Below are 12814 nucleotides of genomic sequence, written 5' to 3'. Positions count from 1 at the left end.
TCGCGCATCACCCGAAAACCGCTTGCCTACCTGTCGCGCCGCGACAATCATCCAGCCGCCGCGACCACAGACTCTCATCCTGATTGTCGCGCTGCTCGCATCCAGATCGTCGCGCCACAGACGATAGAAGAGCCGCGCCGAATTGCGCTTCAGCACGCTTTCATCCGCCCGGTCCACGCGCTGGCCGTAGACCATGACATAGCCTTCGCGCCAGCGCTCGACGAAGGTTTCGATCATCTCCGGCGGGTGCTGGAGGTCGGCGTCCATGATGACGATCGCCCGGCCGCGCGCATGGTCCAGGCCCGCGGCGATCGCAATCTCCTTGCCGAAATTGCGGCTGAAGGAGATCGCGCCGATGCGCGGCTCCATCATGGCCTGCGCCCGGATCCAGCCGAGCGTGTCATCCGCGCTGCCGTCGTCGACGAAGACGATCTCCCAGTCCGGGGTGATCCGCTCCAGCACCGGCGTGAGCCGCGCGCAAAGGGGCGCGATGTTCGCCCCCTCATTGAAGACAGGGATGACGACCGACAATTCGGGTACCAAGACCGGTCCGCGCCCGTGCATCGTCCTGCTCCGGCTTTGAAAACTCGCCGCACTAAATTGCCTAGCGGTCCGTTCTGCTCAAAACACGAGAACCGGCGTTCAGCCCCAGTTACATGACAAGCACGTAACTAGATCACAGGCGGATGAAACCGGTGCGGCCATGGCCGGCAACGGGCCATCGGACATGAAGGATGCGGGGCGATGGATCGCCCGCGTCGCGAGGGCCCGCGCATCCGCGGCCACGGCCCCTCCGGGGGCCCCACCGGGATCGGGCGGATCGCGGCCGGGCATGGATGGCCCGGAGCGCGCAGCCGCTCCACGGGCAAGGAACCACGGGGCGGACCGCCTTTCCGGATCGGGCGCCATCCGCCATCGCCTCATGGGTCACGGGCGCAGGTGGAGGACAGGTTCCGCCAGCCCCGGACGGGCACCCTCCCGGCCGATCCCGTCAGGCCCGCCGATGCCGGGGCCGCTGCTGGTCCGTCGCGCCGGGTCACCCGCCCGGGCGAAGGGGTCCCCGCGGGCTTTGCGCCGCAACTCCGCGGGGTGCCCGGTTCACGCCCGTCCGCGATCTGCCAGGGCCGGCGGCCGTCAGCGCGCGTTCGCGCTCGCCTCGGACCGGGTCGCGCCAACGCGGGCGGCCAGCGCCGCCGCCATGAACTCATCCAGGTCGCCATCCAGCACCGCGGCCGGATTGCCCTTCTCCAGATTCGTCCGCAGGTCCTTCACCAGCTGATAGGGCTGCAGCACGTAGTTCCGGATCTGGTGGCCCCAGCCGATATCGGTCTTGCCGGCCTCGACGCCCGCCGCCACCGCCTCGCGCTTCGACAGTTCCAGCTCGTAGAGCCGCGCCTTCAGCATTTCCATGGCGATGGCGCGGTTGCGGTGCTGGCTGCGGTCCTGGGTGGAGGCCACCACGATCCCGGTCGGGATATGGGTGAAGCGCACGCCGGACTCGGTCTTGTTGACGTGCTGGCCGCCGGCGCCCGAGGCACGGAAGGTGTCTGTCTTCAGGTCGGCCGGGTTGATCTCGACCTCGATCTTGTCGTCCACCACCGGGTAGACATAGACGCTCGCAAAGCTGGTCTGGCGCTTGTCGTTGCCGCCGAAGGGGCTGATGCGCACCAGCCGGTGCACGCCCGTCTCGGTCTTCAGCCAGCCATAGGCGTTCGGGCCGCTCACCTGGATGGTGGCCGACTTGATCCCGGCCTCCTCGCCGTCGCTGCGTTCGGAGAGCGAGACCTTGTAGCCGCGCTGCTCGGCCCAGCGCTGGTACATGCGCAGCAGCATCTCGGCCCAGTCCTGGGCCTCGGTGCCGCCGGCGCCGGCATTCACCTCGAGATAGGCATCATTGGCATCGGCCTCGCCCGAGAGCAGGCTCTCGATCTCGCGCCGCTTGGCCTCGGTGGCGAGCGCGCGCAGATCGGCGACCGCGGCATCCGCCGTCGCCTCATCCCCCTCGGCCTCGGCCAGCTCGATCAGTTCCAGCGCGTCGCGCACGGCCTGCTCGAGCTTCTGCACGCCCTCGACCTGGTCGGCGATGCGGCCACGCTCGCGCATGACCTTCTGCGCGGCCCCGGCATCATTCCAGAGGGTGGGATCCTCGGCGCGGGCGTTCAGCTCGTCGAGGCGGCGAAGGGCGGCATCCCAGTCAAAGATGCCTCCTCAGCAGGGACACCGAGGCGGTGATCTGCTCGTTCAGGGATTCGGCGTCAGCACGCATGGGGGGCGGATAGTCCAGGCGGCGCGCACTGTCCAGCGCGGCGGCCGGGCCGGCCGGGATCAAGGAAGCGGCAAGCTTTCGCGGCGAGTCCGTTGGACCCGCGCCCACGCCCATTGGTAGCATGCGGGGGTGCCCGACGCGCCACCGGCGCGCAGGGGCCTGGCTTCACCCGCTGCCTGGGCCTCGGCCGCCGGGCCCGGAGCAATGCTGGAGATCGCCTTGGCTGTCCCCCCCATCGATGCCGCCGCCGCCCATCGCATCCTCGGCCGCGCCGCCTATGGCGCCCGGCCCGGCGAGGCCGAGGCGCTGGCGCGCGGGGGGCTGGCGGCCTGGCTGGACCACCAGCTCTCCCTGCCGGCGGAGGAGCCGGCGATCGAGGCCCGCCTGGCGGCGATCCGCCTGCCGATCCGCTACGGCGCCGCGGAGGGCCGCTGGCCGGCGGTGGAGGAGGCGCGGCCGCTGACCCGCCTCGCCATGAGCCAGGCGGAGAATTTCCGCTTCTCGCCGCGCCAGGACCGGCCGGTGCCGCCGCCCGAGACCGATCGCGGGCGGCTTGAGCTCTCCCTCGCCACGCTGCTGCGCAAGGTGGCGGCGGAGGCGCAGCTGCGGGAGCGGCTGGTGGAATTCTGGCACGACCATTTCTCGGTCAGCTATCCCGGCTCGAGCCAGGTGCAGGTCTCGCTCATCGAGCATGACCGGCGCATCCGCGCCCATGCCCTCGGCAGTTTCCGCGCCCTGCTGGAGGCGATGGCGACCAGCCCGGCCATGCTCTACTACCTGAACAACCAAAGTTCCCGCGCCGGCGCGCCGAACGAGAATTACGCGCGCGAGTTGCTGGAGCTGCACACACTCGGCCGGCCCGCCTATTTCGGCGCGGCCCGGACCAACCGGGAGGTGCCGCGCGACGCCGAGGGCCGGCCCGCCGGCTATGTCGATGCCGATGTCTGGGAGGCGGCGCGCGCCTTCACCGGCTGGACCGTGGCGGCCGGCCAGGCGCTCGACCCGGCGCGGCGGCTGCCCGATACGGGCGAGTTCGCCTTCGTCGAAGGCTGGCACGACCCTTACCAGAAGCAGTTCCTCGGCCAGTCGCTGGACCCCTTCGCCGGCGGCATGGCGCATGGCCGCGCCGTGCTGGACACGCTGGCCGGCCACCCCGCGACCGCCCGCTTCGTCTGCGCCAAGCTGGTCCGCTTCCTGGTGGGGGAGCCGGTGCCGGCGCCGGCGCTGGCCCGCGCGGTCGCGGCCTTCCGCCGCCATGGTGGGGAGACGGACCAGATCGCCCGGGTGGCGCGCGCCATCCTCACCGGGCCGGAGATCGCCGATCCGCGGCTCGGCCGCATGCGCCGGCCGCTGGATGCGGTGGCGGCGGCGGCGCGCGCCTATGCCCTGCCCTTCACGCCGAGCCCCGCCCTGCTGGGCCAGATGGCCGGCGCCGGCCAGGCGCTGTTCAGCTGGCCCGCGCCGGATGGCCAGCCGCTGGAGGCCAGCCAATACGATGGCGCCGGGGCGCTCCGTAGCCGTTGGGGGATGCTGCTGGCGCTGGCGCGCGGCGGGCCCGGTGCCGATCCCTCGCCGGTCCTCGAATCGCTGGCCGGACAGCCGGTGGCCGGCGTCGCGGCGCGGCTGGCGCGGCTGGCGATCGGGCCCGGCGCGGGGCCGGTGGCGGAGACCGTGGCCGGCGTCTGGGTCCGGGAAGGGCGCGGCGAGCGGCCCGGCCCGGCCGAGGTGGCGGAACTGGCCGGCTGGGTGCTGGCCGCGCCGGCCTTCCAGCGGTCGTGAGCGGCATGGCAGGCCGGGCCGGCCCCGAAGGAATTCACGGCAAGGGAGAGACCGCGCCATGACGATGCTGCTCGGCCGCCGCGGCCTGCTGCGGGCCGGCCTCGCCGCCGCCGCCCTGCCGGGGCTGCGCGGGATGGCCTTCGCCAGCCCGGCGGCGGCGCGGGAGGTGCCGCTGCTCATCCTGGTCTTCCTGCGTGGCGGGATGGATGGGCTGCACTTCCTCTCCCCGGCGGATGACCCGCATTTCGTCGATCTCCGCGTCGCCTCCCTGCGCACGGCCGCCGAGGGCGAGCGGGCCGGCGCGCGGCTGGACGCCTCCCCGGACACGGATTTCCGCCTCCACCCGGAAGCCGCGCCGCTCGCCGCCATCTGGCGGGAGGGGCGGATGGCGATCTGGCCCGCCGCCGGCGTGCCGCAGCCGACCCGCAGCCATTTCGAGGCCCAGGCCATCATGGGCTGGGGCCAGGGACGGCAGGGCGAACCGGTCCCCCGCAGCGGCTGGCTGGCGGCCTGGGCGGAGGCGGCAGGCGGCGCGGCGCCGGTGGCCACGCTCTCGGCCCAGGATGCGACCGCCGCCGCGCTGCTCGGCGGCCGGCGCAGCCTCGCCATTCCGACCCTCGCCCGCGGGCTGGAGCCGCCGGGCGGCGCCTTCGGCGCGGCGATGCTGGCGGCGCTGCATGCGGGGGCCGCCGGTCCGGTGGCCGAGGCCGGCCGGTCGGCGCTCGCCAGCCTGCGGAGCCTCGATGGCGTGCTGCCGCGCAATGCGGCCGGCCAGGTGGTGCCCTATGCCCCGGCCACCGGGGTGGAGTATGGCCCGGCGGCGGAATTCGGCCGGAGCCTCTCGACCGTCGCCCAGGTGGCGAAGCTCAATCCCGGCCTGACGGCGGCGGCCGTCGATCTCGGCGGCTGGGACACGCATGAGGGCCAGGCCGGGCGGTTCGAGGGGCGCGTGCGGGTGCTGGCCCGCGGCCTCGCCGCCCTGGATGCCGATCTGCGCGACCTGCCGCGGCGCTGGACCGTGCTGGTGACGAGCGAGTTCGGCCGCCGGCTGCGCGCCAACCGCAGCGGCGGGACGGATCACGGCCGGGCGGGGACGGTCTTCGCCTTCGGCGGCGGCGGCCAGCGGAGCTTCGGCCTGGGCCGGCATCTCGGGCCCTGGCCGGGCCTCGCGCCGGAGGCGCTGGAGGAGGGCGTGGACCTCCGGGTCGCCACCGACTACCGCGAGGCCTTCCGGCAGGTGGCGGCGGAGCTGGCGCCGGACCGGCCGGCGCCGTTCAGGGGCTGAGCCGCCGGACACCTCGCTCGGCCGGCCATTGCCGGCGGCAGCGTCCTGAAACGCGCCGGCCGCCGTGCCGCCGAGGTGAGGCGAAGCCCTCCTCGCCCCCCGGCAGGCCTGCCGGGGCGTCGCCCGCTGCCCGGCGCTCAGTACAGCCCGCCCAGCCCCTGATCGAGCCCGGCCGCCGTGCCGCGCCCACCGCCCTCCGCCGGCGCCTGGGCGCTGTTCTCGGTGCCCGGCCGGAAGGCTTCCATGATCGTCGCGCCGCCATCCTGCAGGCGCACCAGCGCGACGCCGGGCGGGGCGCGGAAGGGCACGGGCGGGCTGTCCTTCAGCGCCGCCGCCAGGACCTCCCGGAAGACGACCGTGGCGTTCTGCCCGCCCGTCTCCCCCTTGCCGAGGGAATGCGGCTCGTCGAAGCCCAGCCAGACCGCGACCACGATGTCCGGCGTGAAGCCGACGAACCAGTTGTCCACATAGTCATTGGTCGTGCCGGTCTTGCCCGCCACCGGCCGGTTCAGCCCCTGCCCCGCCCGGGTGCCAGTGCCGCGCTGCACCACGCCGGTCAGGATGTTGACCATCTGGTAGGCGGCGATCGGGTCGGTGATCTGCGGCCGGCCGTCCTGCAGTTCCGGCGGCGCCTCGGCCGGGGCCGGCGCGTCGCAGCCCTGGCAGGCGCGGGCGTCGCTGCGCCAGATCACCTTGCCGCGGCGGTCCTGTACGCTGTCGATGAAGGTGGGCGTCACCTTCTTCCCGCCGCTGACGAAGCCGGCATAGGCGGCCGCCATGCGCAGCACCGTCGTCTCGCCCGAGCCGAGCGAGTTGGCGAGGTAGCGCGGCAGGCCGTCCACCACGCCGAAGCGCGCGGCGGTCTCGGCGACCTTGGCCATCCCGACCTCCTGCGCGAGGCGGATGGTGACCAGGTTCAGCGACTTCTCCAGCGCCGTGCGGATGGAGACATAGCCGTTGAAGCTGCCCTCGGTGTAGTTGGAGGGCCGCCAGACCCCCTGCGGCGTCATGATCTCGATCGGCCCGTCGAGGAAGCGCTGGTTCGGCGGCACCCCCGCCTCCAGCGCCGGCAGGTAGACGAAGGGCTTGAAGGAGGAGCCGGGCTGGCGCAGCGCCTGGGTGGCGCGGTTGAACTGGCTCTTGTCGAAGGACCAGCCGCCGGCCATGGCCAGGACGCGGCCGGTGGCGGGGTCGAGCGCGACCACCGCCCCCTCGATCTGCGGCACCTGGCGCAGCGCCAGGCGCTCCGGCCGGGCCGGGCTGCGGCCCTGTGTGCCCCCTTGGGCCGGCGTGCCCGGCAGCACCTCCACCGCCACCACATCGCCGGGTGTCAGCACATCCTGCATCCGCCGCGGCGGCGGGCCGAGCCGGCCTTCGCCGAGCGCCTTGCGGGCCCAGGCCACATCCTCCAGCGGCAGCAGCGCGCTGCGGGGCTGGGCGGGGCTGCGCGGGTCGGGCCGCTCCACCCAGCCCAGGCGCGCCTCGCGCTCCCGCACCTCCAGCGCGACGGCGAGCCGCCATTCCGGCAGCAAGCCGCCCGGGCGCTGCACCGCCTCCAGCTGCGGCATCCAGTCCGCCGCGCCGGCCGAGATCCGCGCGACCGGCCCGCGGAAACCGCCGCGCCGCCGGTCATAGGCCGAGAGGCCGTTGCGCAGCGCCGCCTCGGTCGAGGCCTGCAGCGCCGGCTCCATGCTGGTGCGGACGACGAGGCCGCCCTGGGTGGTCTGCTCCGGCCCGAAGCGGCTGATCAGCTCGCGCCGCACCTCCTCGGTGAAGTGCTGGCCGACCGCGACGACCTCCGGCCGGCGGGTCGGGCGCGGGACGATCGGCTCGGCCTTGGCGGTGGCGGCTTCCTCTCGCGTGATGGCGCCGTCCTCCGCCATGCGGTCCAGCACCCAGTCGCGCCGGGCCCGCGCGGCCTCGGGGAAGCGGAGCGGGTTGTAGTTGTTCGGCGCCTTGGGCAGGGCGCCGAGGAAGGCCATCTCGCCGACCGTCAGCTCATCGAGGCCCTTGTTGAAATAGGCCTGCGCCGCGGCGGCCACGCCATAGGCCTGGTAGCCCAGGAAGATCTCGTTCAGGTAGAGTTCGAGGATGCGCTCCTTCGGCAGCGCCTCCTCCATCCGGAAGGCGAGGATCGCCTCCCGCGCCTTGCGCATCAGGGTGCGGTCGTTGCCGACCAGCATGTTCTTGGCGACCTGCTGGGTGATGGTGGAGGCGCCACCCATGCGCCGCCCCGTGCCGTACTGCTCGATATTGGTGATGACGGCCCGCAGGATGCCGAGCGGGTCGATGCCGTGATGCTCCCAGAAGCGCTGGTCCTCGGCGCTGACGAAGGCGGCCTGCAGGCGCGGCGGGATGGCCTCGATCGGCACGAAGACCCGCCGCTCGGCGGCGAGCTCGGCCAGCAACCGGCTGTCGGCGGCATAAATGCGCGACATCTGCGGCGGCTGGTAGTCGGCGAGCCAGCGGTAATCCGGCAGGTCTGCGGCGATGTGGCGATAGAGGCCGAAGGCCGCGACGCCGCCGGCGAGGATGCCGACCGCGGCCAGGGTGAAGAGGATGCGGAAGAAGCCGCCGAACAGGCTGCTGCGCCGGCGTGGCTTGCGCGGCCTGCGCGCCGGCGGCGCCGCCGGCCCTTCGGCATGCGGGGCGGCGTTCGGATCCAGCGGCGGATCAACACGGTTGTTGCGGGACGGCATGGCGGGCCTCATACACCGGTTCGCCTTCAGCGGCGATCACGTGCAGCATCAGCAGGCGGTCACTCCGGCCGGATGCCGGCCAGGGGCGCCGGTCCGGCCTCCTCCGGCTTGCGCCGCCAGAGTTCCGCATAGCCCGCCGGCGCGGAGCGGCTGACCGGCTCGAAGCCCGCCGCCAGATCCGCCAGGAAGGCGGCGAGCACCGGGTCGCCCTGCGCCCGCGCCGTGGCATCCACGCCCGCATGCCAGACGATCAGATAGTCAATGTCCCGCCCCACGGCAGCCCGCAGCCTGTCGCGATGGCCCGCGAGGCCGTCCGTGATCCTGCGATTGTGCATCGCCCAGTCGAGCTGCCCGAAGCCCGGCACGTCCTCCAGTTCCGGCCGCGGCCGCAGCCGGAAGAGCCGCCATCGCGGCATGAACTGGTAATTGCCGAGATCCGCGATGTCGCGCCCGGCTGTCCCGCGGCCGGGATGGATGAAGGGCGAGAAGCGCAGCCGGAAGCCGCCGAGGTAATGCGCCGGCGTGTCATGCGGCGCGACGGGATTGGACGCCAGCCAGGAGATCCGTACTACCTCCAGCACCGAGCCCGCGGGCACCTGCGCCTCGGCCGAGACCATCTCCGCCATCCGCGCCTCCAGCACCCGGTGCCCGATGCTGCGCGTGACGGCCTGGGACAGGCCGGTGGCCAGGGCGAGGGCGACCACCAGCCGGCGCCAGCCCGTGGGCAGCGCCGCGGTCATGAACCAGAGGAAGAGCAGGAAGTGCAGGAAGGGCGCGAGCCGGTTCGGGATCTGCGGCACCGCCGTGGTGGCGGTCGGCAGGACCAGGATGAGGGCGGCGATGGCGAGGCTGCCGGCCAGCGCCCAGGGCGCCGGCGAGGTGGTGGCCCGGCCGGCCTCCGCGCCGCGCCACAGCCACCACACCACGGCGCCGAACAACGCCAGGCTGAGCAGGAGGAACAGGACGAGGTCGCTGTACCAGAACCAGGTCGTGTCGGCGCGGAACAGCAGGGCGGCGAGTTGCCGGGGGTAGTGCCAATTGGCGCCTTCCGCGAGATCCCCGCCCGCCATGGTCAGTTTGTAGAGCAGGACGAGCCCGACCACCGGCAGGGCGGCCAGGAGCAGCCTGGCCTCCGGCCGGGTGAGGACCAGCCGGCCGCCCCGCAGCCGGCGCCACAGGGCGGCGCCGGCGACGCCGCCGAAGGCCGCCGCCAGCACCGGGATGGCGACCTGGATGTTGGCGGCACAGCCCAGCAGGGTGGCGAGCAGGAAGAGCAGCGCGAAGCCCGCCCCTCCCCCGGCCAGCAGGCGGGCGGCGGCGGCGAGCGCGACGAAAGCGAAGGCCGTCCCCAGCACCAGGCTGAAGGACCCCATGTAGAGCATCACCGGCGCGCAGAGCAGCGCGCCGAGCGCCGCATCCTCGGCCCGCCCGCGCAGCAGCCGCAGGGCCAGCAGCACCGCGCCCAGCAGCAGCAGGGTGAGGCCGAGCGCCATCGCCCATTCCGCCCGGGCCGGCGGCAGCACCCGCAGCAGGAGGGACAGCGCCTGCAGGGCGAGGACATTGGTCGGGCCGGGGTCGAATTCCTCGAGGAATTGCGCGGCCACCGGCGCCTCGCCGGCCCGGATCAGCTCGAGCAGGCGCGCCGTCTCGATATGGGAGGGGCCGTCTTGGCTCGGGAAGCCGGAGGCGGCGAGGAAGGGCAGCAGCGGCAGGGCGAGGCAGAGCGGCAGCAGGCCGCGCCACGCCGCCCGGCGTCGCGTGGCCGGCGCCGCGCCGGGGAGGCTGGCGTCGCTCACGCTGCGCCCGCCGCTGGCTGCCGGCCCGCCGGACCCGCCGGCAGGCAGGCCCGGCCTTTGCCCGTCCGGCCCCCGCCGCGCAGCCATGCGCAGCGCATGGGGATCGCCGCCACTCAGTACTGCAGGGGCACCATGAGCGCCTCCAGGAAGGGCAGTTCGACGAAGGTCAGCACCGCGACCACCACCGTGAGCAGCAGGCAGAAGCCGAGGAAGCGGCGTTCCCGGTGCAGCTTCTCCGGCGCCTGGGCCGCCGAGTCCGCCCGCAGCGCGATCGCCAGATACCAGGTGAAGAGGAGCGCGAAGAAGGGCAGCGCCAGGACGTATTCGATCCGGTACTTCACCAGGAAGACGCCGAGCAGGAAGCTCGCCAGCAGGGCATAGAAGAAGGAGGAGAGGAGCAGCGTCTCCTCGGTATAGGCGCGGAAGCTGCGGCGATAGGCGCCGGCGACCTTCGGATCGCCGATGCGGCGGTACTCGCTGTAGCGCTTCATGGCCATCAGGAAGGCGCCGCCCATCCAGTAGGCGAGGATGAGGGAGGAGGGCGGCAGCGCGTCCGGGATGATGGCGAACCAGCCCATCAGCAGCCGCAGCGGGTTGTTCACGCTCTCGGACAGCACGTCCAGATAGGCGCGGTCCTTGGTGCGGATCGGCGGGACATTGTAGAGGATGCCCATGCCGAGCAGCACCCAGGCGGTCAGCAGGAAGGGCTTGCCGAGGAACATGGCGATGCCGAGCCCGGCCGCCGCCAGCAGCAGGTATTGCAGCACCACCAGGCGGCCATCCAGCCGCCCCTGCGCCCCGGGCCGCGCCTGCTTCAACGGGTGGTGCCGGTCGGTCGCGGCATCCAGATACTCGTTGATGGTGTAGTTGGCGCTGGCGATCAGGCAGAGCGCGACCAGGGCGGCGACGACCGCCCCGAAGGCCGCGGGCTCCCAGACCCGGCCGAGCACGATGGCCAGCGCCGCGCCGGGCAGCATGAAGATGTTCTTGATCCAGTGGTCGGGCCGGGCGATCCGGACATAGTCGGAGGCGCGCCCGCCCGCGCGGGCGAGAATGCTTTCACTCAAAGCGCTGCAGTCCCGTCTTGTGGGGGCGTCGCCGGACCCGGCGCCGATCCCTCCGGTGTGAGGATGGGCGACAGCAGTAACGGCAGTGAGCACGAACGCGATTGCAGCAAATCGTGAGCAACAGAGGGATAGCGGGATTGTGGGAAAGATAACGGCGGCAACATCATCCGCGCGTTGAGATAGTTGCGTCTATGCTAGCGCATCCGGCGAGCACGCAGGAACCGCAGCATTAAAGTTGATCAATGATCGCCAATATTCAACTTATAGCCCTGCGCTGCGGGAGGCCTGCCCGTGGCGGCCGCGATGGTCCCGGCCTCCAGGGTCGCGCCGCCCCTGGCGCAAAGGCTGGCCGAGCTAGCCCATCCGGGCGGCGCAACCGGCGCCTTCAGGCGGAAGGCCGGATCACCCGGCGCACGGCATCGCGCGTGCGGCGGTGACCAGCGGCTGGCGTGCAGAACCGGATGCCGATCCGCCATGGATCATCAGAAGGCTGGGCAGAGGCGGGCGCCCGGCCGCTCATGCCCGCCCATGGGCGCGCGCCGCCAGGCGGCCGGCCTCAGGTCACCACCGCGCCCCGCGCGCCCAGGAAGCCGTGCACCGCCTCGGCCAGCGCCGCCGCCAGCCTGGCGCGGTGCGCCGGCCGGTTCAGCGCCGCCTCGTCCTGCGGGTGGGAGAGAAAGCCCATCTCGACCAGCGCCGAGGGCACGTCCGGCGCCTTCAGCACCACGAAGCCGGCGCGGCGATGGGTGTTCGGCAGCAGCGGCACCTCCCCGTCCAACGCCGACACGGTCAGCCGGGCGACCCGCTCGGAGCCCGTGCGCGTCTCCTGCCGCATCAGGCTGAGCAGGATGCGCTGCACCTCCGGCGAGACCGAGGGCAGGCGGAGCCCACCGGCGCGGTCGGCGGCGTTCTCCCGCCGGGCGAGCGCGGCCGCGAAGCTGTCGGTCGCGGTCTCAGAGAGGGTGTAGACACTCGCACCGCGGGCACCCGGCGCCGAATCCGCGTGCAGGGAGAGGAACAGCGCCGCCTCCCGCCGCCGCGCCAGTTCGATTCGCTGGCCGAGCGGGACGAAAACGTCGCGCGAGCGGGTCAGCAGGACGCGGCAGCGGCCGGCCGCTTCTAGTTGCCGCTTCAGTTCCAGCGCGGCGGCCAGGGTGATGCGCTTCTCCTGCGTCCCGCGCCCCCCGATGGCGCCCGGGTCCTTGCCCCCATGGCCCGGGTCCAGCACGACCAGCGGCAGCGGCCCGCGTGGGGCGGCGGCGGCCAGGGTGCGGCCATCGGCTAGGCGGGCGAAGCCGGCGGCCGGGCCGGGAGCGAGTTCGATCAGCAGCCGCCCGCCCGAGTCGCGCAGGATCGGCGGCCCGACCGGCCGGGACAGCGTTATCACGATTTGTTGAGACGAACCCGTGCCCTGGCGCTGGATCGCCCTGACGAGCCCGGTCCCGGCCTGCCGCGCCGGCCCCGGCACGGGCGGGCCCGGCAGGTCGAGCAGCAGCCGCGGCGGGTCCGCCGCGGCGGTCAGCTTCCAGGCAGTCGGCCGTCCCAGTGGCACGGTGATCCGCGTCCGGCCGCCAGAGGCCGTGATCGTCGGCCGCGCGCCCTCCGCCGGGCCGGCCACCAGCGCGGCCGCCAGCGCCAGCAGCCCGCGGCGGCCCCAGGCGGCGCCTGCCGCCGCTGCCCCGGGTCCAGCCCCCGACCCGGCCTCATCCTGTCCCATGCGCCGCATCTTCCCCCGCGATGCGGCAGATGATCTACCAAACCAGGGCGAGTCGCGGCCACGACAACCGAGGCCGGCCTTGTGAAATCCTGTGACGGTCGCCTATGGTGATTCGCCCCGGCGGCGCCCGCTGCCGGCGGAGGTTTGGGCGCAGCCGCGCCGGCAGGCCGCAACCCCATGCTGGGGGGCCGCCGATGCGGCGCGC

Annotated in this window: 8 protein-coding genes; 2 read left to right on the top strand and 6 right to left on the bottom strand. The window is 73.4% G+C overall.

Features of this window, described 5'->3' with window-relative positions; translation table 11 throughout:
• Window positions 1-531 (bottom strand): glycosyltransferase family 2 protein (locus LHA35_RS03710; RefSeq protein ID WP_264185302.1); only part of this gene is annotated, 531 nt, incomplete at its 3' end.
• Window positions 532-1134: 603 nt separating this feature from the next.
• Window positions 1135-2266 (bottom strand): peptide chain release factor 2 gene (gene prfB / locus LHA35_RS03705; RefSeq protein WP_226604632.1). Its coding sequence is split into 2 segments (ribosomal slippage): window positions 1135-2196 and window positions 2198-2266, totalling 1131 coding nucleotides; the frame shifts between segments, so codons are not numbered across the junction.
• Between the two features lie 219 nt (window positions 2267-2485).
• On the opposite strand from prfB, the gene LHA35_RS03700 reads away from it, so the two are divergent.
• Complete coding sequence (locus LHA35_RS03700; protein WP_226604631.1) at window positions 2486-4045, top strand: DUF1800 domain-containing protein; 1560 nt, start codon at window positions 2486-2488, stop codon at window positions 4043-4045.
• A 58-nt stretch (window positions 4046-4103) separates the two neighbouring features.
• A complete protein-coding gene (locus LHA35_RS28580; RefSeq protein WP_264185300.1) occupies window positions 4104-5330 on the top strand; it encodes a DUF1501 domain-containing protein in 1227 nt (408 codons plus the stop codon).
• A gap of 137 nt (window positions 5331-5467) precedes the next feature.
• Here the strand turns inward: LHA35_RS28580 and LHA35_RS03690 are convergent, their stop codons facing one another.
• The 4 genes from LHA35_RS03690 to LHA35_RS03675 all read right to left on the bottom strand — a co-directional run bounded on the left by LHA35_RS03690 (window position 5468) and on the right by LHA35_RS03675 (window position 12609).
• Window positions 5468-8029, bottom strand: coding sequence for a penicillin-binding protein 1A (locus LHA35_RS03690; protein ID WP_226604629.1), 2562 nt, complete (start codon window positions 8027-8029; stop codon window positions 5468-5470).
• 59 nt (window positions 8030-8088) lie between these two features.
• Window positions 8089-9825 (bottom strand): hypothetical protein, encoded by a 1737-nt coding sequence (locus LHA35_RS03685; RefSeq protein ID WP_226604626.1) that lies wholly within the window; start codon window positions 9823-9825, stop codon window positions 8089-8091.
• 113 nt (window positions 9826-9938) lie between these two features.
• The gene (locus LHA35_RS03680; RefSeq protein ID WP_226604622.1) at window positions 9939-10892 is read right to left on the bottom strand and encodes a UbiA prenyltransferase family protein; all 954 of its coding nucleotides are present in this window, start codon (window positions 10890-10892) and stop codon (window positions 9939-9941) included.
• Between the two features lie 556 nt (window positions 10893-11448).
• Window positions 11449-12609 (bottom strand): N-acetylmuramoyl-L-alanine amidase, encoded by a 1161-nt coding sequence (locus LHA35_RS03675; RefSeq protein ID WP_226604619.1) that lies wholly within the window; start codon window positions 12607-12609, stop codon window positions 11449-11451.
• Window positions 12610-12814: the final 205 nt, after the last annotated feature.

Origin of the sequence: Roseicella aerolata (assembly GCF_020523605.1) — a bacterium.
GTDB lineage: Bacteria > Pseudomonadota > Alphaproteobacteria > Acetobacterales > Acetobacteraceae > Paracraurococcus > Paracraurococcus aerolatus.
This window is presented reverse-complemented; position numbering and strand designations above follow the sequence as displayed.

Bases quoted from the DNA above. Each gene is read 5' to 3' on its own strand.
- LHA35_RS28580 (WP_264185300.1), top strand. From the start codon at position 4,104: ATGACGATGCTGCTCGGCCGCCGCGGCCTGCTGCGGGCCGGCCTCGCC.
- LHA35_RS03690 (WP_226604629.1), bottom strand. From the start codon at position 8,029: ATGCCGTCCCGCAACAACCGTGTTGATCCGCCGCTGGATCCGAACGCC.
- LHA35_RS03675 (WP_226604619.1), bottom strand. From the start codon at position 12,609: ATGGGACAGGATGAGGCCGGGTCGGGGGCTGGACCCGGGGCAGCGGCG.